The sequence below is a fragment of the Gemmatimonadetes bacterium SCN 70-22 genome (genome assembly GCA_001724275.1).
In the GTDB taxonomy this organism is placed as follows: Bacteria; Gemmatimonadota; Gemmatimonadetes; order Gemmatimonadales; family Gemmatimonadaceae; genus SCN-70-22.
Genome location: MEDZ01000003.1, coordinates 33,230 through 57,530, shown reverse-complemented (window position 1 = coordinate 57,530; position 24,301 = coordinate 33,230). Strand labels below are relative to the sequence as shown.

Sequence of the window (24,301 nt, the reverse complement as noted above, 5' to 3'; positions counted from 1 at the left end):
AGGTCCCGAAACCACCCGGTGCGGCTGGCTCGCCACGCCGAGTCAGGGCGTGAGTCCTGCGAGACTCAGGATGAGGAGGAGCACGACCACGGAGGCGATGGCCACGTAGAGCCTGTCGCGCTGGATGGCGAAGGCGCCGAGGAGAAGTACGACGCGGGCGATGGGGGTGAGGAGGAGGATGAGGAGCCCGAACTGGATCCAGGCGCGCGGGTGCAACGATGCGGCGCCCCGCACGATGCCAGCCACGGTGCGCAGGTTGGCGGGCTCGCCGCGGAAGGTGCCGAAGGCGGGGGTGGCGGCGCCGTAGCGCGCGAGGTAGAAGAGCGCGGCGACGGCGACGATCGCGCCGGCGATGACGACGCCGGCTTGCAGGACGCGCCCGATGAACTGGTCGATGCGCTCGTCGCTGAGGCGTGTGGGGGGAGTCGTCACTCAGAGGCCTCCGGTTATCCCCTTGTAGAGCATCTGCAGGGCGAGGGCGACGATGACGAGGCTGAAGACCTTGCGAAGGATGCGGGCCTGGACGCGCACGAGGAGGCGGGCACCGAGGGTGGCGCCGACCAGGACGCCGAGCATGACGGGCATGGTGATGCCGGGGTCGAGGTAGCCGCGCTGCAGGTAGACACCGGCGCTGGCCGCGGCGGTGACCCCGATCATGAAGTTGCTGGTGGTGGTGGAGACCTTGAACGGGAGGCGCATGGCGCGGTCCATGGCGAGGACCTTGAAGGCGCCGGAGCCGATGCCGAGGAGCCCCGATAGGACGCCAGCACCGAGCATGAGGGAGAAGCCGAGAGGGACGTTCTGGACGCAGTAGGGGCGCTCGCCTTGCTCCGTGGGGTAGGTGGAGTTGAGGCGGAGGCGAGCGCCCAGCGACGTCGGCGGGCAGTCCTCCTGGATCTCGGGCGCGGCGTGCGTGGAGTGGAGGGCGGAGAAGAGGAGGACGACGCCGAAGATGACGGCGATGGTGGAGGGGGAGATCCACCCGGCGACGAAGGCGCCGAGGAGGGCGCCAACGGTAGTGGCGACCTCGAGGAGCATGCCGACGCGGACGTTGGCGTAGCCATCGCGGACGTAGGCGGCGGCCGAAGCGGACGAGGTCGCGATAACGGCGACGAGGGAGGCGCCGATGGCGTAGCGGAGGTCGACGCCGAAGGCGAGGGTGAGGAGGGGGACGATGACGACGCCTCCGCCGAGGCCGGTGAGCGCGCCGAGCATGCCGGCGGCAACGGAGCCGAGGGCCAGGAGGAGGGTGAAGGTGAGGATCGTCATCCGCTGGAGAATGGTGTCGCGACGCCGGTCTGGGCAGTGTACGAGGGTGGGTGCGTCAGGGAAATTCCTGCAGCGCCTGGCCACGATCCGCATCCGTTTCGCGATCCGCGCACGCATCGTCATGTGACGGCTGGAGCCGCCGCGCCGCACCTGCTACGTTACAGGCGTCGCCCGATGAAACCCATGCCGATCCTTCGCCGACTCGCCGCGTGCGTGTTCGCTGCCCTGCTGCTGTTGCAGTCGGTGCAGGCGAGCGAGGTCGTGTGCATGGGAATGGCGGACGTCGCGGCCGCAGGCGCTGCGCCGATGTCGGAGACGACGCACATGGCCGCGCACGGCGCGCCGCAGGATCGCCACCGCGACGACTGTCCCGACCGGGACGCGGCGCGGTCGTGCACCTCGATGCTTGCCTGCGCCCCACTCGCCGCGCTCCCCTCCTCGGCGTGGGTGTCGCTTCCCGACCAGGGCGATCCGGGAATAGTCGCGCCGCACCTCGTGCGGCCACCGACGAGCATTCGCGCCCCGGAGCTCCCCCCACCGCGAGCCTGACCTCCTCGCAAACGTCTGCCCGTTGCCCACGCTGAGTCGTGGGCGCGCGCGCCATTCGTTCCGCGTGCCGGCATTCCGCCCTGCACGATCTCGAGAGGACAGGATTTCATGTACCGACATGTTTGGGCGGCCTGCCTGGTCGCCACCATTCGCGCGCTCCCCGCGTAGGCGCAAACGCCGACTGGGGAGCGACTCGGCGACTATTATCGCGCCGCCGGCCTGGCGAACCCGCGTGTGGCGGCGGCCCAGGCGCTGGCACGCGCGGCGGCGTCGCGCGTGGCCGGGGCGCGCCGGCCACCGGACCCGGAGCTGCAGCTCGGCTTCATGAACCGCACCCTGCCCGGGCTGGCGCCGATGCCCCTGGTGGGGATGACGCAGCTGCAGCTGATGCAGATGATCCCCACGGGAGGCAAACTCTCCCTTGCAGGGCGCGCGGCGGCGGCGCAGGCATCGGCCGCCAGCGCGAGGTCGGAGGACGCCGCGTGGGACGTCCGGAGCCAGGTCGCCATGGCGTACTACGACCTGGCGGCCACCGACCGGAGCCTGGACGTCGCGCGCGAGACGCTGCGGTTGCTGCAGGATGTCGCCAGCACGGCCGAGGCGATGTATCGCGTGGGGGAGGGACGCCAGGCGGATGTCCTGCGGGCCCACGTGGAGATTGCGCGAATGGCGGAGGACACGCTGCGCATGCTGGCCATGCGCGTGAGCATGGCCGCCAGGCTCAACGCGCTCCTGGACCGTGACGCCGCGACGCCGGTGGGTCGTGTGGAGCTGCCGCGATTTCCCGAGGCCGTCCCCTCGCGTGACTGGCTGGACTCGATCGCCACCCGGCAGCGCCCCATGGTGCGCGCAGGGGTCGAGGAGGTGCGCGCGGCCGAGGCGAGCGAGACGCTGGCCCGGCGCGAGCTCATCCCCGACCTGCAAGTGGGGATCCAGTACGGCACGCAGCGCGCCTCAGCGCTGGACGGGATGGGCGGGGGCGGGCGCGAGCACATGGCGAGCCTCATGATCGGCGCCTCCATCCCGGTCTTCGCGCGCTCGCGCCAACTGGAGATGCGCAGCGAGGCGGCCGCCATGCGCCAGATGGCGGCGGCGGATCTTGCCGCGATGCGCGCGGAGACGCGGGGGCGCATGGGCGAGGCACATGCCGCGCTGCAGCGCGCGCGGCGTCTCGCCGCGCTCTATCGCACCGAGATCCTCCCGCAAGCGGAAGCGGCCGTGGCCTCGGCGCTCGCTGCCTATCGCGTGGGGAGCGTGGACTTCATGACGCTCCTCGACAGCCGCATGAGCGTGAACCGTTACCGCCAGGAGCTGGTCACGCTCGAGTCCGAGCAGGGGAAGGCGTGGGCCGAGCTGGAGATGCTCAGCGCCCGCGAGCTCCTCGATCCCGACACCGTCGCCCCCGACGACACGGGGCCGAACCCGAACGTGCGTCGCCCCGGCGATGCGCCCGCACCAGGAGGTGCACGATGACCGGCGAGACCAATCGCGCCTTGCATGCGGCGGGGGCGCGTTCGAGTGGCCCGCGCCCCGTGGCCAGGGGGGCGATCTACGGAGGGATCGTGCTGGCGACGCTCGCGGGCGTCTACTTCGCGACCCGCGGGACCAGCGCCCCGACACCGGCGGCGGGGGGACACGATCACGGTGCCATGGCGGCGTCGGGGGGAGCGGCACAGCCCGTCATGCTCACGCCGGAGCAGGAACGGCGAATCGGCGTGACCTACGCCGTCGCGGACGTGGGCCCGTTCGGGCACGACATCCGCACCGTGGGGCAGGTGACGTACGACGAGACGCGGCTGAGTGCCATCAGCCTCAAGGTCGACGGGTGGGTCGAGCGCCTCCTGGTGAATGCCACCGGGCAACCGATTGCCGCAGGGGAGCCGTTGTTCGCGCTGTACTCTCCGATGCTGGTTCAGGCGCAGGAGGAGTTGCTGCTGGCGAAGTCGCTGCAGGGCAAGCTGTCGGATGCCGCGGCGGGGGCGCGCAACAATGCCGACGAGCTGCTCGAGTCGGCGCGGCGGCGCCTCGCGTACTGGGACGTGCCGGACGCGGAGATTCGGGAGATCGAGCGGTCCGGCCAGGTGCGCAAGTCGATCACCCTGTACGCGCCGACCAGCGGCTACGTGATCGAGAAGAACGTGGTGGCGGGGCAGAAGGTCATGGCCGGCGATGCCCTGTATCGCGTGGCCGACCTTCGCGAGGTGTGGGTGGAGGGGGAGGTGTTCGAACAGGACCTGGCAGACGTTCGCGTCGGGTTGACGGTGCACGCCGACTTCCCCGCCCTTCCCGGGGAGCATCGCATGGGGCGGATCACCTTCGTGTATCCGACCATCAGCCCGGAAACGCGCACGGCGCGCGTGCGCGTGGTGCTGGCGAACGCGGACGCCCGGCTCAAGCCCGGGATGTACGCGACGGTTCGCATCGTGGGGGCGACGCGCCCCCAGGTGCTGACGGTGCCGCGGGATGCCGTGCTCTCGACCGGCGAGCGCCACGTGGTCTTCGTGCGCGAGGCGTCGGGGATGCTGGTCCCGCGCGAGGTGGCGATCGGGAGCGCCAACGACGAGCGCATCGAGATCCTGCGCGGGATCGCGGCCGGCGACACGGTGGTGGCCTCGGCGACGTTCCTGGTGGACGCCGAGTCGAACCTGGGCAAGGCGTTGGGCGGCATGGGGAACATGCCGGGGATGGAGCTGCAGACGCCGCCCGTGCCGCTTCCCATGCGGGAGACGCCGTCGCGGGGGACGCCGGGGGGCGGGGCGCCGCCAAGGGCGAAGGGCGCCGATACGTCGCATGCGGGCCACGAGATGCCGGCGATGGATCACTCCGGGCACCGGCAGTAGGGAGGGACCCATGCTCAAGCGCATCATCAGCTGGTCGACCGCGAACGTCCTCATCGTCACGATCTTCACCGTCGGCCTGGCCATCGCCGGAGTGCAGGCGCTGCGTCGCACGCCGCTGGAGGCGCTCCCCGACCTGAGCGACGTGCAGGTGATCGTGCAGGCGGACTACAACGAGCAGGCACCGCGGATCGTCGAGGACCAGGTCACGTATCCCATCGCCGCGGAGATGCTCAAGGTTCCCGGGGCGCAGACGGTTCGCGGCTATTCGTTCTTCGGCGTCTCCTTCGTCTACATCATCTTCGAGGACGGCACCGACCTGTACTGGGCGCGCAGCCGCGTGCTGGAGTACCTCAACGGGATCCAGGGGAAGCTCCCGCCCAGCGTCACGCCGTCGTTAGGCCCCGACGCCACGGGGCTTGGCTGGGTGTACCAGTATGCCCTGGAGGACACCAGCGGCCGCCTGAACCTGGCGCAGCTGCGCGGCGTGCAGGATTGGTACCTCCGCTATGCCCTCACGGCCGTCCCCGGCGTGGCCGAAGTAGCGAGCATCGGCGGCTTCGAGAAGCAGTATCAGGTGGACATCGACCCGACCAAGCTCCTGGCCTACGGCATTCCCGTCACGCGCGTGATGAGCGCGCTGCAGGCGGCCAACAGCGACGTGGGGGCGATGACGATGGAGCTGTCCGAGCGCGAGTACATGGTGCGCGGGCTCGGCTACCTCAAGTCGCTCGCCGACATCGAGAACGTGGTGGTCGGGGCGACGGCGTCGGGGACGCCGATTCGCGTGGCGGAGCTGGGGCGCGTGTCGGTGGGCCCCGCGATTCGTCGCGGGATCGCGGAGCTGGATGGGCGAGGCGACGCCGTGGGCGGCATCGTCGTGATGCGATTCGGCGAGAACGCCCTGACGACGATCGAGCGGGTGAAGGCCAAGCTGGCGGAGGTGCAGTCGGGGCTGCCGCCCGGCGTCGTCGTGCGACCGGTCTACGACCGGAGCGCGCTCATCGAGCACGCCATCGACACCCTGACGTGGAAGCTGCTCGAGGAGTCGCTCATCGTGGCGCTGGTGTGCGTCATCTTCCTGCTGCACGCGCAGTCGGCGCTGGTGGCGATCCTGACGCTCCCGATCGGGATCCTGATCGCCTTCCTCGCGATGCGCATGGTGGGGGTGGGGGCGGACATCATGTCGCTGGGCGGGATCGCCATCGCCATCGGCGCCATGATCGACGCCGCCATCGTGATGATCGAGAACATGCACAAGCATCTCGAGCATGCGGCGCGGCCGGACGCCGACGGGGCGGGCGGCCGCTTCTTCTCGACGCGCCACCTCACCACCGCCGAGCGCTGGCGCATCGTGGTGGAGAGCGCGCAGGAGGTGGGGCCGGCGCTCTTCTTCTCGCTCCTCATCATCACCGTGTCGTTCCTCCCGGTGTTCACGCTGGAGGGGCAGGAAGGGCGCCTGTTCAAGCCGCTCGCCTTCACCAAGACGTTCGCCATGGCGGCGGCTTCGCTGTTGTCGGTGACGCTCGTCCCCGTGGCCATGGGGCTCTTGATTCGCGGGCGGATCTATCGCGAGCGTGCCAACCCGCTCAATCGCCTCCTGATCCGGCTGTATCGTCCCGTGATCGACGTGGTGCTGCGACACCGCGGCCCCGTCATCCTGGCCGGGGTGCTCGCCGTGATCGTCACGTGGATTCCGTGGACGCGGATGGGAAGCGAGTTCATGCCGCCGCTGGATGAAGAGACGATCCTCTTCATGCCGACGACGCTCCCGGGGCTCCCGATCGCGCGGGCGCGCGAGCTGTTGCGGCAGCAGGATGCGATCCTGAAGTCGTTCCCCGAGGTCGCGCACGTGTGGGGGAAGGCGGGGCGGGCGAACACGGCGACCGATCCGGCGGGGCTCGACATGTTCGAGACGACGATCACGCTCAGGCCCGAGCGGGAGTGGCGGGCGGGGATGACGTCCGATCGCCTGATTGCGGCGATGGACTCGGCGGTGCGCCTGCCGGGGGTGACGAATGCGTGGACGATGCCCATCAAGGGGCGCAACGACATGCTGGCCACCGGGATTCGCACGCCGGTGGGGGTCAAGATCTTCGGCCCCGACCTGGCAACGCTGGAGCGGTTGGGGAAGGAGGTGGAGCAGGGGGTGCAGATGATACCGGGGACGCGGAGTGCGTTCGCCGAGCGGGCCGTGTCGGGCTACTACCTCGACATCGACATCGACCGGGAGGCGGCGGCGCGGCACGGGGTCAACGTGGCGGACATCCAGACCGTCATCGCGACGGCCATCGGGGGGATGACGATCACACAGACCGTGGAGGGGCGCGAGCGCTATGGTGTGCGGGTGCGCTATCCGCAGGAGTTGCGGGACACGCCCGAGCGCCTGGCGTCGGTGCTGGTCCCGGTGAACCAGGGGATCGGTGCGGGGGGAGGGGTGGAGGGGGGCGGGGTGATGACGGCGAGCGCGGGAGGGCGGGCGTTGCCGGGAGCGGGGATGGCGAGCCCGCCAGGCGCAATGACCGCTCCGGCGGCGCAGGTGCCGTTGGGGCAGCTGGCCACGATCAAGCAGGTGGCGGGGCCGATGGTGGTGCGCACGGAAGGGGCGATGCCGACCGCGTGGGTGTACGTGGACGTGGTGGGGCGTGACATCGGGAGCTACGTGCACGAGGCGCAGCAGATGGTGCGCGACATGGTGACGCTCCCCCCCGGGTACAGCATCGTGTGGAGCGGGCAGTACGAGTACATGGAGCGCGCGCGGGGCACGATGCAGGTCGTGATCCCGGCCACGCTGGCCATCATCTTCCTCCTGCTGTACTTCAACTTCCGCAGCGTGGGGGAGACGCTGATCGTGATGTGCTCGCTCCCGTTCGCCGTGGTGGGCGGTATCTGGTTCGTGTGGGCGCTGGGCTACAACTGGTCGGTGGCGGTGGCCATCGGCTTCATCGCGCTGGCCGGGGTGGCGGCGGAGACGGGGGTGGTGATGCTGATCTACCTGGACCACGCCTGGGCTGCCCGGCGCGCGCGCGGTGCGGTGGTGACGCGCCAGGAGCTGTGGGACGTGGTGGTGGAGGGGGCCGTGGAGCGTGTGCGTCCCAAGATGATGACGGTCACGGCGATCATGGCGGGGCTGGTTCCGATCCTGTGGGGAGATGGGGCGGGGGCGAGCGTGATGAAGCGGATCGCCGCGCCGATGGTGGGGGGGATGATCTCGAGCACGGTGCTGACGCTGGTGGTGATCCCGGCGGTCTGGTCGTTGTGGAAGGAGCGGGAGCTGGGTCAGGTGGGGGCAGGGGTTCCTGTTGCCGGCGGTGGGGAGTAGATTGGGAGGCTAGCTCGGGGCCTTGGAAGGGGCTCCGGGCGGTGCGGCTAGGTAGCTCAGTTGGTAGAGCAGCGGACTGAAAATCCGCGTGTCGGCGGTTCGATTCCGTCCCTAGCCATTTGCTGGCATAAGTCTTTCGTTCATAACAACTTACAAGAAGCGCCACAGGCTTGACGCCAGTGGCGCTTTTCGTTCGTCGAGGGGCAAACCGAGGGCGGTATCCAGGGAATGCGGATTGGTGGTCCGCGTGCCGTCTCCATCACCCTGAGTCGCCTTCGGCGAAGCGCGGTAGTCGTCGCGTGCCGATCAAGGGGTAGCCACCTACCGTGTGGAAACACCTCCAAGCCGCTCCGAGTCTCCTGCAGACTCGGGGCGCTCGAGTGCGGTGTCCGAAGCACGAGGCGGGATTCGATGCGAGCGGCCAGCGCCGGCGCGGGCGGCAGACGCGGGAGGGGCACGGCAGACCGCGCCCTGCCCCTACCCGCTTCATCGAGGGGCAAGGTCGCGCGACGAGATTGCCACGTGATGGCAAACGTCGACGTCGCCCACTCGCCCCTCGCTCGCCTTGCCTGCCTCGACGCCGAGGCGGTGCTCGCCGAGCTGCAGACCACGCGGTCGGGGATCACTGACGAAGAAGCGGAGTCGCGCCGTGCCCGGTTCGGCGCCAACGAGGTCGCCCACGAGAAGACGCCTCCGTGGTACGTCCAACTCCGCCGCGCCTTCGTCAGTCCGTTCAACCTGCTGGTGACGACGCTGGCCGTCGTCTCGGGGATCACCGGGGACATGCGGGCGGTCGTCGTCATCGCCCTGATGGTTACGCTGAGCACCATCCTCCGCTTCGTGCAGGAGTACCGGTCGCACTCGGCGGCCGAGGCGCTGCGCGCGTTGGTGTGCACGAATGCCACCGTCGAGCGCGCGGGCGACGAATACATCGCGGGGAACGCGCCGGCGGTGCGCCGGCGCGAGATCGCCATGCACGAGCTGGTGCCGGGCGACATCGTGTACCTGTCGGCCGGCGACATGATCCCCGCCGACGTCCGCCTGCTCGTGGCCAAGGATGTCTTCGTCAGCCAGGCCGCGCTGACCGGTGAGGCGGTGCCGGTGGAGAAGGCCGATCGCGCGGAGCCATCGGCGAGTGCGATGGCCGCCACCGATCTCCCGACGATCTGCTACATGGGATCGAGCGTCGTCAGCGGCACAGCCACCGCCGTCGTCCTCGCCACGGGGAGCGCGACGATGGTGGGCCGCCTGGCGAAGGGGCTGGAAGGGGAGCGCGCCCCGACGGCATTCGACGTGGGCGTCAACAAGGTGAGCTGGCTCTTCATCCGGTTCATCCTGGTGATGGTCCCGATCGTATTCCTCCTGAACGTGATCACGAAGGGGAACTGGCTCGAGTCGCTCCTCTTCGGCCTCGCCATCGCGGTCGGGCTCACCCCCGAGATGCTTCCGATGATCGTCACGACCAACCTCGCCAAGGGCGCCGTCGCGATGGCGCGGCACAAGACGATCGTGAAGCGCCTGCACTCCATCCAGAACTTCGGGGCGATGGACGTCCTCTGCACCGACAAGACGGGGACGCTCACGCAGGACAAGATCGTCCTCGAGCGTCACCTCAACGTGGTCGGCGAGGAGGACGACTGGGTACTGGCGCTCGCCTACCTCAACTCGTTCTACCAGACGGGGCTCAAGAACCTCCTCGACGTCGCGATCCTGGAGCACGGCGACCTGCATCGCGAGCTGGCGATCGACAAGGCATACGGGAAGATCGACGAGATCCCCTTCGACTTCGCGCGCCGGCGCATGTCGGTGGTGGTCGACCACGAGCGCCGGCACCACCAGCTGATCTGCAAGGGGGCGGTCGAGGAAGTGCTCTCGTTGTGCCAGCAGGTGCACGACGAGGAGAAGGTCGTCGCTCTCGACGCGGAGCGCCTGGAGGATGCGCGGGAGCTGGTGACGGAGCTGAACGCCGACGGCTTCCGCGTGGTGGCGGTCGCCTATCGCGACTTCGAGCCGACGCACGGCCCCTACGCGGTGCGCGACGAGTGCGAGCTGGTGCTGGCCGGCTTCATGGGCTTCCTCGACCCGCCGAAGGACTCGGCGGCGCCGGCGCTGCGGGCGCTGGCGCAGCACGGCGTCGCGGTGAAGATCCTGACCGGCGACAACGACGTGGTGACGCGGAAGACCTGCCACGACGTGGGGCTCGATGCCGGCGCCATCGTTCTCGGCCCCGACCTGGCCGGGCTCGACGAGCAGGCGTTAGGCACGGTGGCCGACCGCGGGATCGTCTTCGCCAAGCTCACGCCTGACGACAAGGTGCGTATCGTCCGGGCGCTGCGCGCGCTCGGGCACACCGTGGGCTTCATGGGCGACGGGATCAACGACGCCGGCGCCCTGCGCGAGGCCGACGTGGGGATCTCCGTCGACTCGGCGGTCGACATCGCCAAGGAGTCGGCCGACATCATCCTGCTCGAGAAGAGCCTGATGGTGCTCGAGGAGGGGGTGCTCGAGGGTCGCAAGACCTTCGGCAACACCATCAAGTACATCAAGATGACGGCGAGTTCGAACTTCGGGAACGTCCTCAGCGTGCTGGTGGCGAGCGCCTTCCTCCCGTTCCTGCCGATGCTCCCGATCCAGCTGCTGACGGTGAACCTGCTCTACGACCTGTCGCAGACGTCGATCCCGTGGGACGCGATGGATCCGGAGTACCTGACGATCCCCCGGAAATGGCGCGCCGACGACATCGGGCGGTTCATGGCGTACATCGGCCCCACGAGCTCCGTCTTCGACCTGCTCACCTTCGCGCTGATGTGGTTCGTCTTCGGGGCGAACGCCAGCGCGCACCAGTCACTCTTCCAGACGGGATGGTTCGTGGAGTCGCTCGCTACGCAGACGCTCATCGTCCACATGATCCGCACCGCCAAGGTCCCGTTCGTCCAGAGCCGTGCCGCGTGGCCGGTGCTGGCGCTCACGAGCGCGATCATCGCCACGGGGGTGCTGATCCCGTACACGCCGTTCGGGACCAGGCTTGGATTGCAGGCGCTCCCTCCGATCTACTTCGCGTGGCTGGCACTCATCCTGCTGGCCTATGCGGGGCTCGTGCAGCTGACGAAGGGGTGGTACATCCGGCGCTTCGGGAGCTGGCTGTGACGGGCGCGGGCGCGCGTCTGCCCGGACGCAGGCCCCGGGGTGGGCCAGCGCCGCAACGGTGACCGCCTCGCCCTCGACCGCCCCGAGTCAGCTTGGCACTCGCGCCTCTTCCTGCGCAAACCACGCTCGTGCCGGTGTCCTGGGCCGCTGGTACTGCGGGCTCCTTGGAGAGGCGATCCGAGGTGCAAGGGACGCTTCCCATCCTGTTCGACGATTCGGCATGCGCCCCGTTCGTCTCGTAATTCGTGGAGGGACAAATCCTAGATATCTGTCCCTTCGGGAAGGACACGCTCCACGCCTACCTCAACCACCTGCAGGACGCCCTCCTCGTGCGCCCCAGGTGCACGGCGCGGGCGGCGCAGGTCAGGGTGCCGGCGAGGTGCCGTGGCGCAACGGCCAATGACATCGCGCCCCCTGCGGCCGACGGCTATGTTAGGGGCCGCGTTCCCCTGACCGCCCATCGCCCCTGCGGGGCCGCCACCCCTTCATGCTCGACCGCTCCGACGCCCTCGCGCTCGACGCGCGCGACCCGCTGGCGCCGCTCCGGGCGCTCTTCACGCTCCCGGACGGGGTCATCTACCTGGACGGCAACTCGCTGGGCGCGCTTCCGGTCGCCACGGCGGGGCGGGTGCAGGGGGCGATCGCCGACGAGTGGGGGACGGGGCTGATCCGGAGCTGGAACACGGCGGGGTGGGTGACGCTGCCCGAGCGGATCGCGGCCAAGATTGCGCGGCTCATCGGCGCGAGCGCGGGGGAGGTGCTGGTGGGGGACTCGACGTCGGTGAACCTGTACAAGGTGCTGGCGAGCGCGATGGCGCTGGTGACGTCCGCTGGCGACGCGCGGCGGCGGACCATCGTGTCGGAGCGGAGCAACTTCCCGACCGACCTGTACATCGCCCAAAGCCTGGCGGCGCAGCACGGCTTCACGTTGCAGCTGGTGGAGCCGGACGAGATCGCGGCGTGGCTCGACGACCGGCTGGCGATCCTGATGCTGACGCACGTGAACTACCGCACGGGGCGGATGCACGACATGCCGGCGCTGACCGCGGCGGCGCACGGGTGCGGGGCGCTCGCCATCTGGGACCTGGCCCACTCGGCGGGGGCGGTGCCGGTCGACCTGGCCGGCGCCGACGCTGACTTCGCGGTAGGGTGCGGCTACAAGTACCTCAACGGCGGGCCCGGGGCGCCGGCGTTCCTGTGGGCGCATCCGCGCCAGCTGCAACGGATGGCGCGTGAGGGGGTGTGGCAGCCGCTGTCGGGGTGGTTCGGGCACGCGGCGCCGTTCGAGTTCACGCCGGAGTATCGCCCCGCCGCTGGCGTCGGGCGCTTTGCCTGCGGGACGCCACCGGTGCTGAGCCTGACGGCGCTGGCGTGCGGGGTGGAGACGGTGCTGGCCGCCGAGCCGCTGGGGGGGATGGTGGCGCTACGGGCCAAGTCGCTGCAGCTGACGGATCACTTCATGGCGCTGGTGGAGTCGCGCTGCGCGGGGCACGGGCTGGCGCTGGTGACACCGCGCGAGGACTCGCGGCGCGGGAGCCAGGTGTCGTTCGCCCGCGCCGAGGGGGCCTATGCCGTCATGCAGGCGCTCATCGCGCGCGGGGTGATCGGCGACTTCCGCGCGCCGGACATCCTGCGCTTCGGCTTCACCCCGCTGTACACCCGCTTCGTCGATGTGTGGGACGCGGTGGAGCACCTGCGCCAGGTGCTGGCCACCGGTGAATGGCAGGAGGCGCGCTTCCACCAGAGGGGAGCAGTCACATGACCGGATTGCACCATCGCGCAGGCCAGGAGCCCGAGAGCGGCACGCCCGGGACGACCCATCCCGCCACCGGCGAGCAGATCGTCGCCGACGAGGGGGCCAAGCTCGACTTCAGCCGGGACATGAGCTACGGGGACTACCTCAAGCTCGACACCGTGCTCACCGCCCAGCATCCGTTGTCGCCCGACCACAACGAGATGCTGTTCATCATCCAGCACCAGACGAGCGAGCTGTGGATGAAGCTGATGCTGCACGAGCTGTCGGCGGCCGTCAGCTGCATCACGCGCGACGAGCTGGGGAGCGCGTTCAAGATGCTGGCGCGGGTGAGCAAGATCATGGAGCAGCTGGTGCACGCGTGGGACGTGCTGGCGACGATGACGCCGCCGGAGTACTCGGCGATCCGCCCCTATCTCTCGAACAGCAGCGGCTTCCAGAGCTGGCAGTACCGGTGCATCGAGTTCATGCTGGGGAACAAGAACGCCGCCATGCTCAAGCCGCATGCCCACCGTCTTGACCTCCTGGCCCACGTGGAGGCGGCGTGGCGGGCGCCCTCGCTGTACGACGAGGCGTTGCGGCTGCTGGCGCGCCGGGGGCTGCCGGTGCCGGCCAGCCACCTGGAGCGCGACTGGACGCAGGCGTACCCGGCGAGCGACGAGGTGGAGCAGGCGTGGCTGGCGGTGTACCGCGACCCGTCACGCTACTGGGACCTGTACCAGCTGGGGGAGGAGCTGACGGACCTGGAGGATGCATTCCGCCTATGGCGCTTCCGGCACGTGACGACGGTGGAGCGGATCATCGGCTTCAAGCGGGGGACGGGGGGGACGAGCGGGGTGGGGTACCTGCGGAAGATGCTGGATGTGGTGCTGTTTCCGGAGCTCTGGAAGCTGCGGACGGATCTGTAGTTCCTCCGTGTCCCTCCGTGCCTCCGTGTCTCCTCCGTGTTGAATATCCGCGCGCTGGTGCTGGCCACGTGACGTTTGGGTGACGGTCGTGGGGTAGACTCGTTGCGGGGCGGGCGGCTGTACGCGGGGATTTATCACGGGGGGGCACGGAGGCACGGAGGGGATGGAGAGAAAGTTTTGGGAGAGGACGGGGCCCATCATCGAGGCGGCGATGCGGGTGCACTCCGTTCTCGGGCCGGGGCTGCTCGAGTCGACGTATGAGACGTGTTTGGCGCACGAGCTGCGGAAGCGGGGGCTCGCGGTGCGGGTGCAGGTGCCGGTGCCGCTGGTCTATGACGGGATCGAGCTGGAGGTGGCGTATCGGCTCGACCTGCTCGTGGACGACGAGATCATCGTGGAGGTGAAGGGGGTCACGCAGCTCCACCCGGTGCACGAGGCGCAGCTGCTGACGTACCTCCGGCTCTCCCATCGGCGCGTGGGGCTGCTGCTCAACTTCCACAGCTTGCACCTGCGCAACGGGATAAAGCGAATGGTCAACGGCTGGGAGCATGGTGCCCGGCCGTTGACCATTGGTGTTTCCTCGACGGATACTACTTCCGCAATCCGTCGATGATGGCGTTGAAGGTCGAGCTCGGGCGCATGGCGGCGCTCGTCTTCGCGACGTCGGGCTGGTAATAGCCTCCCATGTCGACGGGCTTCCCCTGCGCGGCGATCAGCTCGGCGTTGATGGTGGCCTCGTTGTCGGCGAGTGCCTTGGCCACCGGGGTGAAGCGTGCCGTGAGCTCGGCGTCCTTGTCCTGAGCCGCGAGGGCCTGGGCCCAGTACAGGGCGAGGTAGAAGTGCGAGCCGCGGTTGTCGATCTGGCCCACCTTGCGCGCCGGCGACTTGTTGGTGTCGAGGAACTTCCCGATTGCCTGGTCGAGGGTGTCGGCGAGGACGCCGGCCTTCGCGTTCCCCGTGGTGAGGGCCACGTGCTCCAGCGAGGCGCCTAACGCGGAGAACTCGCCCAGCGAGTCCCAGCGCAGGTAGCCCTCCTCCTGGAACTGCTGCACGTGCTTGGGGGCCGAGCCGCCGGCGCCGGTTTCGAAGAGGCCGCCGCCGGCGAGGAGCGGGACGATCGACAGCATCTTGGCCGAGGTCCCGATCTCGAGGATGGGGAAGAGGTCGGTGAGGTAGTCGCGGAGGACGTTCCCGGTCACCGAGATGGTGTCCTTCCCCTCGCGGATGCGCTGGAGGGAGAACTTCATCGCCTCCACGGGGGAGAGGATGCGGATGTCGAGCCCCGTGGTGTCGTGATCCTTCAGGTAGCGCTCGACCTTGGCGATCACTTCACGGTCGTGGGCGCGGTTGCGGTCGAGCCAGAAGACGGCCGGGGCGCCGGTGGCGCGGGCGCGGCGGACGGCGAGCTTGACCCAGTCGCGGATGGGGAGGTCCTTGGTCTGGCAGCCGCGGAAGATGTCGCCTTCCTCCACCGCCTGCTGCAACAACGTGGCGCCGGAGTTCTCGTCGACCACGCGGATCACGCCGTTCCCAGTGGCGATGAAGGTCTTGTCGTGCGAGCCGTACTCCTCGGCCTTCTGCGCCATGAGCCCCACGTTGGGGACGTCGCCCATGGTGCGCGGGTCGTAGGCGCCGTGCTCGCGGCAGTCGTCGAAGACGGCCTGATAGAGCTCGGCGTAGGAGCGGTCGGGGACGAGGGCCTTGGTGTCGTGCAGCTTGCCGTCGGGGCCCCACATCCTGCCGCTGTCGCGGATCACGACGGGCATGGAGGCGTCGATGATGACGTCGTTGGGGACGTGGAGGTTGGTGATCCCCTTGTCGGAGTCGACCATCGCCAGCGCCGGGCGGGTGGCATAGGTGGCGGCGATGTCGCCTTCGATCTCCTTGCGCTGCGCCTCGGGGAGGGTGGCGATCTTCGCGTACACGTCGCCCAGCCCGTTGCGCGGGTTCACGCCCAACGCCTTGAAGGTCCCGGCGTGCTTCGCGAAGACGTCCTGGAAGAAGACCGTCACCGCGTGCCCGAACATGACGGGGTCCGAGACCTTCATCATCGTCGCCTTGAGGTGCAGCGAGAGGAGGAGGCCGCTGGCCTTGGCGTCGGCGATCTGGCGGGCGTAGAAGTCGCGGAGCGCCGAGGCGCGCATCACGGCGGTGTCGAAGATCTCGCCCGCCTCGAGCGCGATCCCCTTCCTGAGGACGTTCACGGCGCCGTCAGCTGCCACGAACTCGATGCGGGCGCTGGTGGCCGCGGGGAGGGTGACGGAGGTCTCGCTCCCGTAGAAGTCGCCGTCGGTCATGTGGGCGACGTGCGACCTGGAGTCCCTGGACCAGGGGCCGAGCTTGTGCGGGTTCTTCTTGGCGAACGCCTTGACCGAGAGCGGGGCGCGGCGGTCGGAGTTCCCCTCGCGGAGGACGGGGTTCACGGCGGAGCCGAGGACCTTGGCGTAGCGCGCGGCGATGGCCTTCTCGGCGTCGGTGGCCGGCGACTCGGGATAGTCGGGGACCGCGTAGCCGTGCGCCTGCAGCTCGGCGATGGCTTCCTTGAGCTGCGGGATCGACGCCGAGATGTTGGGGAGCTTGATGATGTTGGCGTCGGGCCTGGTGGCCAGCTCGCCCAGGGCGGCGAGGTGGTCGGGGATGCGCTGCTCGGGGGTGAGGAAGTCGGGGAAGTTGGCGAGGATGCGCCCGGCGAGCGAAATGTCGCGGGTCTCGACCGTGACGCCGGAGCCGGCGGTGAAGGCCTGGACGATGGGGAGGAGCGAGAAGGTCGCCAGGGCGGGCGCCTCGTCGATTTGGGTCCAGATGATGGTGGAGGGCTGGGTCATGGTCGGAGCGTTGATGGGCGGCGCGTGGGGCACAGGTGGGGCGCGGCTGTGGCGGTCCACTGGACGAGGCAAAATGGACCGACACCGCAGCCTTGGTCCAAACTACAGCGGTGCCGCCCGCGGCATTGGGTCGTTCGGGCATGCCTCGAGGCGTCCGATCCTGAACGAGCGTCCTGTGACCGGAGCGGGATCCGTTGCAGGGCGCCTGGCGGCGCGCGCTCTCACGAGACGGCTCTCCCGGCGCGCAGGTCGGGGGGCGAACGGCGGGGCGCGGCGGCGGCGGGGTCGAAGCCGAACCATCGCCGCCCCGCCCAGAGCGAGAGGTAGACGAGCCCGATGAGGGCCGGGACCTCGATGAGGGGGCCGACGACGGCGGCGAGCGCTTCGCCCGAGCCGATGCCGAAGGTGGCGACGGCGACGGCGATGGCCAGCTCGAAGTTGTTGCCGGCGGCGGTGAAGGAGAGCGAGGCGGTGCTCTGGTAGTCGAAGCCGAGGCGGCGCGAGAGCCAGAAGGCGAAGCCGAACATCACGACGAAGTAGACCAGGAGGGGGAGCGCGATGCGCAGCACGTCGAGGGGGAGCTCGAGGATGCGGTGCCCCTGCATGGCGAACATCAGGACGATGGTGTAGAGGAGCCCGAGGAGCGCGGTGGGGCCGATCCGGCGGATGAAGACGCCGTCATACCATGCCGCCCCCTTGCGGGCGACGAGGAGCTTGCGGGTGAGGTAGCCGGCGACGAGCGGGATCCCGAGGAAGATCCCGACGCTTTTGGCGATCTGGCCCATGGTCACGTCGAGCACCGCAGACTCGGCGCCGAACCACCCCGGGACGACGGTGAGGAAGAGCCAGCCGAGGACCGAGTAGGTGAGGATCTGGAAGACCGAGTTGAGGGCGACGAGGACGGCGGCGAGTTCGCCGGAGCCGCAGGCCAGGGCGTTCCAGATGAGGACCATGGCGATGCAGCGGGCGAGGCCGATGAGGACGAGGCCGTTGCGATACGCGGGGAGGTCGGGGAGGAAGATCCACGCCAGGGCCAGCATGACGAGCGGGCCGACGACCCAGTTGAGCACCAGCGAGGTGCCGAGGAGGCGCGTGTCGCGGGCGTGCTCGCCGATGGCTTCGTAGCGGACCTTGGCGAGGACGGGGTACATCATCCACAGGAGTCCGACGGCGATGGGGACCGAGACGCCGGCCAGCTGGACGCGGTCGAGGGCGGCGCCGAGGCCGGGGTAGAGGCGGCCGAGGAGGAGGCCGAGCCCCATGGCGGCGAAGATCCAGAGGGGGAGGAAGCGGTCGAGGGTCGAGAGGCGCTGGAGGAGCGGCTGCTCGGCGGGGGTGGGGGAAGTGGTGGTCATGTGGGCATGTCCAGCATCGAATGTCGATGCGCGGACGTGACGGGGCAGCGGCGAAGTGGCGGAAGGTGGGGGGTGGAAAGCCTGACGCGCGTTGGGCGCGGGGGTCGCATCGCAGCGTTCACGCCATTCGCAGACGCGTGGTACGACGAGCAACAGACGGATGATGGTGGGCCGCTCGAGGTGACCCTACTACGCCATTGGCGTACACTCCCCTTGCGCACCATCGAGAGCCAAGAAGAGCGAGCAAGGCGACCTGACGCCTGCCCAGGATCGGCGTGAGCGTCGCGACGCTGCGCAACTGGGAGCAGGGGCGGCGCACGCCGGACGGTCCGGCGCTGGCGCTGCTCAAGGTGGCGGCGCGGAATCCGCAGGTGGTGGCGGAGGCGCTGCATGCGCCGAGGGGGCGGGGGGTCGCCTGAGCAAATGCCCGTCTGCTATAGGCGTCGGGGGTGACGTGTACAGGAAATCGGGATTCCTATACACGTCGGGCTTGTCGTGTAGGCGAAACGGTGCTCAAGGACCAGGACGAGGTGATCATCGCTACATGCCGCCTGGTGTTGGCGACGTGGTGCCGCTGATGACCGACTTCGAGGGGAGGGCGAAAAGAGACGGAATCATAGCGAGATCAGCGAGATTATCAGTTTCCGCTACACTCGCCACCTGGGATACGATCTTCACGGTGCCGCTCTTCGACGAGTTCATGCGGTGAATCATGCCCGCCACTCGTCGCCGCTACCGCATCAGGAACAGGTCGCCCCTCCCGCCGCCCTGGAACTCGAACCGCAGCACGCGCTCGAACCGTGCCGCCGGACGGAACTCCCAGCGATACTCCCACCGCTTGGTCCCGGGTTCGCGTCGCCGTTCGAGCAACCCGAACATCACCAGCGGCTGCAACACGCGCCGCTGGAAGGCCCAGTGGCGCATGTCGCCGAACTCGCGGTCGCGCGCGTCCATCGGGTCGCGTGCGCTGTCGAGCCAGGCGCGCGCCGCCAGCGACTCGGCGGAGGCCCACTCGTTCCCGGCGCGGCCCAGCTGGTAGAACGACCAGGCGAGAGTCTGCTGCAGCCGCGGGTGCCGGTCGTCGTTGCACAGGAAGCGCAGGTCGAACTGCCGGAAGAAGGTCCGGAAGAGGAGGGCGTACAGCGCCCCGGCCTGGCCGTCGTCGAGCAGCTGCTGTCCGCGCTTGGTGAGGACGAGTCCCTTGCGCCTGGCGAGCAGCTTGGCGAAGAGGAGGACGTGCCGCAGGATGCCGAGCCAGAGGGCGTCGCCCTCGTTGCGGATGGGGAAGGGGGGGAGCGGCGCGTTCCCCTCTTCGTCCGCTTCATCATCCTCGTCGGCGACCATGCGCAACTGCGGCACCAGCGCCGCCACTGCGGCGCGCGAGAGGTTGCCGAGGCTGGTGAGCTTGACCGGCGCGTGCTGGGCGACGTAGCGCATCAGCGCGCGGGCGTCGGCGAGGAAGGGGACGTGGTGCAGCTCCTCGAGTGACGCGTCGTCGGCCACGCGCAGCGCGCCGGTGGTGGCCCAGTCGCCGGTGAGGAGCTGCTGCACCTGGATTGGGGAGAGCCCGCCCAGCTCGGGCTGCGGCGTCGCGTTGTACTCCTGCATGCGACGGGCGAGGTGGTGGTTGAGGGCGTCGAGGGAGGCGAAGCCGCCGGGGCGCTGGGCGATCTCGTCGAGGATGGATTGGACGCCTGGGGGGCGAGGGGGGCGGGGAGGGGGAGGCATGGGCTCGACGGCGGCGGCGTACGCAGCGTTGGTGAGACGATAGACGGGCGTCCGCTCGGCCGGAAGGATTGGCTGCGGGGTGACGGGGCGCCGATGAGGTGTCGGTCGCCGCCGTTGGTGTCTTGTTCAAGGCAGGGTTCGACACGGGGGAGTCTCGCGTTTATATTATCGTGTGGCAATAACACAGGCGCCGCTTGACCTTGTACTGAGGGCTGCCTTTCACATGGAGAACCAGACGAGCGGGCGATCGAGCCGGGCAGGGGTGTACGTCCGGCAGCCGGCGGGCTACCGGGCCTTCGTTCCGGCTCCACTTCCGCCGGTTCCGCCGGTCGATCTGACCGGGGATCTGCGGACACTCCTGTCGGACGCGGATCGAGCGCTTGGACGGCTGGATGGCTCCGTGCTCACCCTGCCCAATCCCGACCTGTTCGTCTTCATGTACGTTCGGAAGGAGGCAGTGCTTTCGAGCCAGATCGAAGGGACACAGAGTTCACTCCAGGACCTGCTGGCGGCGGAGGCGAACCTGGTGGGGGCGGGGGAGCGGCCCCGCGATGTCGACGAGGTCGTGAACTACGTGACAGCGATGAACAGAGGACTGAAGCGACTCTCGGAGCTTCCGGTGTCGGTGCGGCTGATCCGCGAAATTCACGCGCAACTGATGCAGGGGGTGCGAGGCGGGCACCTGACGTCAGGCGAGCTGCGTAGCTCCCAGAATTGGATCGGACCGATGGGAGCGATGCTGGCCGACGCCACGTTCGTCCCGCCGCCGCCGGACATGGTCCCCGGCGCCATGGGAGCCCTCGAGACCTTCCTCCATCGAGACGACGGGCTGCCGGCGCTGGTGAAGATCGGGCTCGCTCATGCGCAGTTCGAGACGATTCACCCGTTTCTCGATGGCAACGGACGCGTGGGACGACTGCTGATCACCTTCCTCCTGACGGAGGGTGGCATCCTGCACAAGCCGGTGCTCTACCTTTCGCACTGGTTTCGACGCTATCGCGGCGAATACTACGATCGCCTGCAGCGAGTGCGCGACGCAGGGGATTGGGAGGGCTGGCTGCAATTCTTCCTGCGCGGCTTGGCGGAGGTCAGCGCCGAGGCGACGGCGACGGCGCGGCAGATCCTGCTCATGCGCGAAGCACACCGGACGGCCATTACCGAGTACCTGGGTCGCGCCGCGGGCAATGGGCACCGTGTACTGGAGATGCTGTACAACAAGCCGATCGTTGCCGTGGCCGACGTCGCGTCGTTGAACGGCACCTCGTTCGCGGCGGCCAACACGCTCATTGCCAGGTTCGAGCAGCTCGGGATACTCACTGAGGTGACGGGCTTCGCGCGAAACAGGCGGTTCAGGTATGAGCCGTACGTGCGGTTGTTTGCAGACGGTTGATGGTGACGGAAGCCCGGAATCGGCGGCGGCGTGCGGAAAGGTGCCGTCGTCGTGCCGGAGGGCGGCGACGATGGCGCCTTCGTTGGTGGGTGTCCAGGCGGAGTCGAAGCCGATCAGGAGGTGGGGCATCTGGTTGTCGCAAGAGAGAGGGCAGAGCGGAAGTCGGTCGCCTGATGGAGTGGAAACGCTCGATGCCACGTGATGGAACACCCAATCCCGTGGTTCACACGCGATGACGTCCCCGGTCGATCTGCGCGATGGTCTCGGGCGTCCGGACGCGGACGCAGTGCGTGCCATCGGATCGCCGGAACCACGAGACCTGCGGTTCGTATCCGAGCGCCGTGACGGCCGCCCGTACCTGTGCGGCGAAGGCATCATCGCGCGCCCCTCGTGGCGGCGTGACTTCCACGTAGCCGTCGACGTTCGTACGAACCGACCAGCCGTGGGTCGCCTGCAGTGCGCTACTGATCTTGCGACGGTGGACGGGTTCCTTTTTCTGGCTCATCGTCGGTGTCCTGGATGAGGGGAAAGTCGGTACGACTCCGATCGTACCGGCAGTATCCGCGGACCCTCGCGAGGGCGAAGCCTTCGGCACGCGGTTGCGCCTGTCGCGAGCTTGCGGCAGCGCGGTTCCCGCGAACGTGGCCGAGACACAGAACAGCTGGGCCGGCGCGACGCCGCATGACAAAGCGGCCGCAAGCCACGCGGGCTCGTTCCTGTTCGGCCTGTCGCCCGGCCCCTTGTATTCGATGAAGGCGAGTTCGTCGCCTCGCCAGGCGAGGACGTCGAAGAACCCGCCCCGTCTGCCGCCGCGCGCCGCAACGATCCGGTCGTAGATGCCGCGTGCCAGAGGCACCTGTTGCAGACCGAACGGTGCTGCTCGATGCGGCATGTCGTCCCAGAACAGCTGGTGTTGCGCGCTGCTGTGGAACGTGTCGACCCAAACGCCGCCCCATCCATCCTTCTGCAGCAGCCTCACGATGGCGAGTTCGCCGAAGAGGCTCGCGCCTTCGATGAGCACGAGCGGCTTGCTCGTGTACGTCGAGGGCAGCGCATCGGCCGGAAGGTGACTGGGACTCGCGAGATCCAGCTCGACACGGAACTCCGTGATGAGCACCGGGGGCGCATCGAGGACCGGGCGCGCCACGGTGGATACTCGTGACGCGCGAGAAACGAGGTGGTTCATCTGGTGACCTCGCGGGTTACCTAATGCTTTGAAGCGATCATACTGACTCTATCCGGCACTGAGGACAACACGATATGCGCCCAGTGAACGTTCCGTCCACCATGCGAGGGAAGATGGCGATACCCTCCGACAGTACTCCCTGCTGGGCAAAGTTGGATACCCACCCCCCGGCGCCTTGCGCGAAGACGCCATTCGACGCTAGAATGGTTCTCGGCCGCCTCCGCCTCGGTGGCCAGCATGAAGAGAACGGCGAGAGCCCCGGCTCGATGACCCGTTCGCCAATCCGTCGCCTGTGACGGTGGCCCAGCCGGCCGGATGCATCATCCGGAGCCATGTGCGAATGAGGCGGTCTCACCTCATCGAAACGGGCCATGAGCGACCTCACCGACGAATTCCCGAACCTCACGCCGTCCGTCCTGCATCCCTGGCAGGCGGTCGATCGGCGCCAGCCAAGTCGTGCGCGCATCCTGCGAGAGATGGCGCGCTACCGCGGGCCGCTTGCGGAACACTTCTCCAGCATCCTGGTGCCGGCTAGACCAGCGCCGACGCGGCTTGGTGCGCTGCTGCTGGTCTGGAACTGGTGGGAAGACGCGCGCTCGTCGTGCCCCACGTGCGGCGCCATGGCATTGATGGTGAGCTTCGGGGGGATGCTGTCGATCGGGCACATGTCCGGCATCTGCATCGGCTGCGCACAAGTGGTGACGCGGCGCACGGGCGGCTTTCTGGTTGGGCACGGCGCCGTACGGCGTGCGCTGGACGGCAGCGGCTATTCGTGGCCGATACAGTGGGGTGCGAGTTGGAGTATGGGGGGGTCGGCAACGGCGATCGTGGCGGCGCTTCAGGAACTGGGGGCAGCGGGGCTGCCACGAAGCGGGAGGGCGCGATTGTGAGGAAGTCGAGGGAGGACCACGCACCCAGTTACGATCGCCAGACGGAGAAGCACTACCACCTCAGGGACTTCAATCCACACCCCAGTCAGATCATGCGGAGCCGGAGAAAGGCCTCGAAGCAGCGCCCGTACGTCGTTGCGGAGCTCGTTTGCTCCTTCCTGTATCATGGCCGGCTATGGACTGTCGGATGCATGACCGAAGCGGCGGCCGAGGCATCGTTCCGCCGCCGTGTCGCTAAGAACCTCGCCGAGACCGGGAGTCCTGGCGCCGTCATCGCCTTTCGGCGGCAGGGGCGGAAGCCGCTGTGTTGGACGGATGAGGTTCTGGACGCGAAGACGATGCTGAAGCACTATGGCTGTTGAGACTTGCACGGAGGTGCCACTGCCAGCCCCGATGGGCGTACGTGCGAGCAGGCATAACGTGAGGCTTACCGGGAGCGCCACATGATCGGCGTGATCGCCGGTGACATCATCGGGTCGGTGTATGAGCACCACCCCAAGAAGTCGACGCGCATACGGATGCGGCACCCGCACAGCCGCTACACCGACGACACGGTGCTCACCTGCGCGACCGCGCACGCGATACTCACCGGGGTGCCCTACGAGGATGCGTACCGCGAGTTCGGTCGGCGACACCCCGATGCGGGGTACGGCGGGTCGTTCATCCAGTGGCTCTGGTCGCCCAACCCGGCGCCGTACAACAGCTGGGGGAACGGTTCGGCGATGCGGGTGGCGCCGGTGGGGTGGGCGTTCGACTCGGTCGACGCGGTGCTGGCCGAGGCGGCGAGGAGCGCGATGGTCACGCACGATCACCCGGAGGGGATTCGCGGGGCGCAAGCGGTGGCGCTGGCGGTGTACCTGGCGCGCACGGGGGTGCCGAAGGCGGGGATCCGCGAGGAGATCAGCGGGCGCTTCGGGTACGACCTCGATCGCACGGTGGCCGAGATCCGCCCGTCGTACCGGTTCGACGTGTCGTGCCAGGGGTCGGTTCCGGAGGCGCTGATCGCGTTCCTGGAGTCGACGTCGTGGGAAGAGGCGGTGCGGCTGGCGGTGTCGTTAGGCGGGGATGCGGATACGCAGGCGGCGATTGCGGGGGGCGTGGGGGAGGCGTTTTATGGGGGGGGGCCGGAGGGGGGGGAGGGG

Annotated in this window: 17 protein-coding genes, 1 tRNA gene and 1 pseudogene (1 of these 19 only partly in view); 12 read left to right on the top strand and 7 right to left on the bottom strand. The window is 68.8% G+C overall.

Translation table 11 applies throughout. The annotated features are described in order from the left end of the window. Positions 1-42 precede the first annotated feature (42 nt). Positions 43-396 (bottom strand): hypothetical protein, encoded by a 354-nt coding sequence (locus ABS52_01710; GenBank protein ID ODT05111.1) that lies wholly within the window; start codon positions 394-396, stop codon positions 43-45. A gap of 36 nt (positions 397-432) precedes the next feature. Beyond that, positions 433-1,269 (bottom strand): permease, encoded by an 837-nt coding sequence (locus tag ABS52_01705; GenBank protein ID ODT04894.1) that lies wholly within the window; start codon positions 1,267-1,269, stop codon positions 433-435. Between the two features lie 183 nt (positions 1,270-1,452). On the opposite strand from ABS52_01705, the gene ABS52_01700 reads away from it, so the two are divergent. From ABS52_01700 to ABS52_01660, 9 genes are all read left to right on the top strand, one after another. After that, positions 1,453-1,818, top strand: coding sequence for a hypothetical protein (locus ABS52_01700; GenBank protein ID ODT04893.1), 366 nt, complete (start codon positions 1,453-1,455; stop codon positions 1,816-1,818). Between the two features lie 234 nt (positions 1,819-2,052). Continuing rightward, a complete protein-coding gene (locus ABS52_01695; protein ID ODT04892.1) occupies positions 2,053-3,291 on the top strand; it encodes a hypothetical protein in 1,239 nt (412 codons plus the stop codon). Continuing rightward, a complete protein-coding gene (locus tag ABS52_01690; protein ID ODT04891.1) occupies positions 3,288-4,658 on the top strand; it encodes a hypothetical protein in 1,371 nt (456 codons plus the stop codon). Before ABS52_01695 ends, ABS52_01690 begins: the two co-directional genes overlap by 4 nt. Before the next feature lie 10 nt (positions 4,659-4,668). Further along, on the top strand, positions 4,669-7,977 hold the full coding sequence (locus ABS52_01685) for a cation transporter (protein ODT04890.1): 3,309 nt from the start codon (positions 4,669-4,671) through the stop codon (positions 7,975-7,977). Positions 7,978-8,022: 45 nt separating this feature from the next. Further along, a tRNA-Phe gene (locus tag ABS52_01680) sits at positions 8,023-8,095 on the top strand. Between the two features lie 407 nt (positions 8,096-8,502). Further along, positions 8,503-11,124, top strand: a complete 2,622-nt coding sequence (locus ABS52_01675) for a magnesium-translocating P-type ATPase (GenBank protein ODT04889.1) — start codon at positions 8,503-8,505, stop codon at positions 11,122-11,124. 487 nt (positions 11,125-11,611) lie between these two features. Beyond that, entirely contained in the window at positions 11,612-12,886 is a 1,275-nt protein-coding gene (locus ABS52_01670; GenBank protein ID ODT04888.1) for a kynureninase, read from the top strand. Beyond that, positions 12,883-13,785, top strand: coding sequence for a tryptophan 2,3-dioxygenase (locus ABS52_01665; protein ODT04887.1), 903 nt, complete (start codon positions 12,883-12,885; stop codon positions 13,783-13,785). Before ABS52_01670 ends, ABS52_01665 begins: the two co-directional genes overlap by 4 nt. Before the next feature lie 163 nt (positions 13,786-13,948). Next, a complete protein-coding gene (locus ABS52_01660) occupies positions 13,949-14,398 on the top strand; it encodes a GxxExxY protein (protein ODT04886.1) in 450 nt (149 codons plus the stop codon). On the opposite strand, the gene ABS52_01655 is transcribed toward ABS52_01660, so the two are convergent. From ABS52_01655 to ABS52_01645, 3 genes are all read right to left on the bottom strand, one after another. After that, positions 14,376-16,610, bottom strand: a complete 2,235-nt coding sequence (locus ABS52_01655) for an isocitrate dehydrogenase (NADP(+)) (protein ID ODT04885.1) — start codon at positions 16,608-16,610, stop codon at positions 14,376-14,378. The two genes, ABS52_01660 and ABS52_01655, sit on opposite strands and share 23 nt — an antisense overlap. Before the next feature lie 221 nt (positions 16,611-16,831). After that, positions 16,832-17,965, bottom strand: a complete 1,134-nt coding sequence (locus tag ABS52_01650) for an arsenical-resistance protein (protein ID ODT04884.1) — start codon at positions 17,963-17,965, stop codon at positions 16,832-16,834. Positions 17,966-18,697: 732 nt separating this feature from the next. After that, the gene (locus ABS52_01645; protein ID ODT04883.1) at positions 18,698-19,693 is read right to left on the bottom strand and encodes a hypothetical protein; all 996 of its coding nucleotides are present in this window, start codon (positions 19,691-19,693) and stop codon (positions 18,698-18,700) included. Positions 19,694-19,916: 223 nt separating this feature from the next. Between ABS52_01645 and ABS52_01640 the strand changes: the two genes are divergently transcribed. After that, a complete protein-coding gene (locus ABS52_01640) occupies positions 19,917-21,083 on the top strand; it encodes a cell filamentation protein Fic (GenBank protein ID ODT04882.1) in 1,167 nt (388 codons plus the stop codon). Between the two features lie 223 nt (positions 21,084-21,306). On the opposite strand, the gene ABS52_01635 is transcribed toward ABS52_01640, so the two are convergent. Next, the gene (locus ABS52_01635) at positions 21,307-22,230 is read right to left on the bottom strand and encodes a hypothetical protein (GenBank protein ID ODT04881.1); all 924 of its coding nucleotides are present in this window, start codon (positions 22,228-22,230) and stop codon (positions 21,307-21,309) included. Between the two features lie 523 nt (positions 22,231-22,753). Continuing rightward, entirely contained in the window at positions 22,754-22,951 is a 198-nt protein-coding gene (locus tag ABS52_01630; protein ODT04880.1) for a hypothetical protein, read from the bottom strand. A gap of 102 nt (positions 22,952-23,053) precedes the next feature. On the opposite strand from ABS52_01630, the gene ABS52_01625 reads away from it, so the two are divergent. After that, a complete protein-coding gene (locus tag ABS52_01625; GenBank protein ID ODT04879.1) occupies positions 23,054-23,521 on the top strand; it encodes a hypothetical protein in 468 nt (155 codons plus the stop codon). 81 nt (positions 23,522-23,602) lie between these two features. Further along, a pseudogene (locus tag ABS52_01620) lies at positions 23,603-24,301 on the top strand (hypothetical protein) (it continues 39 nt past the right edge of the window).

Coding starts and splice junctions, on each gene's coding strand:
- ABS52_01660 (ODT04886.1), top strand. CDS start 13,949: ATGGAGAGAAAGTTTTGGGAGAGGACGGGGCCCATCATCGAGGCGGCG.
- ABS52_01655 (ODT04885.1), bottom strand. CDS start 16,610: ATGACCCAGCCCTCCACCATCATCTGGACCCAAATCGACGAGGCGCCC.
- ABS52_01630 (ODT04880.1), bottom strand. CDS start 22,951: ATGCAGATGCCGGACATGTGCCCGATCGACAGCATCCCCCCGAAGCTC.
- ABS52_01640 (ODT04882.1), top strand. CDS start 19,917: ATGGAGAACCAGACGAGCGGGCGATCGAGCCGGGCAGGGGTGTACGTC.
- ABS52_01675 (ODT04889.1), top strand. CDS start 8,503: ATGGCAAACGTCGACGTCGCCCACTCGCCCCTCGCTCGCCTTGCCTGC.
- ABS52_01705 (ODT04894.1), bottom strand. CDS start 1,269: ATGACGATCCTCACCTTCACCCTCCTCCTGGCCCTCGGCTCCGTTGCC.
- ABS52_01650 (ODT04884.1), bottom strand. CDS start 17,965: ATGACCACCACTTCCCCCACCCCCGCCGAGCAGCCGCTCCTCCAGCGC.
- ABS52_01685 (ODT04890.1), top strand. CDS start 4,669: ATGCTCAAGCGCATCATCAGCTGGTCGACCGCGAACGTCCTCATCGTC.
- ABS52_01665 (ODT04887.1), top strand. CDS start 12,883: ATGACCGGATTGCACCATCGCGCAGGCCAGGAGCCCGAGAGCGGCACG.
- ABS52_01645 (ODT04883.1), bottom strand. CDS start 19,693: ATGCCTCCCCCTCCCCGCCCCCCTCGCCCCCCAGGCGTCCAATCCATC.
- ABS52_01700 (ODT04893.1), top strand. CDS start 1,453: ATGCCGATCCTTCGCCGACTCGCCGCGTGCGTGTTCGCTGCCCTGCTG.
- ABS52_01670 (ODT04888.1), top strand. CDS start 11,612: ATGCTCGACCGCTCCGACGCCCTCGCGCTCGACGCGCGCGACCCGCTG.
- ABS52_01690 (ODT04891.1), top strand. CDS start 3,288: ATGACCGGCGAGACCAATCGCGCCTTGCATGCGGCGGGGGCGCGTTCG.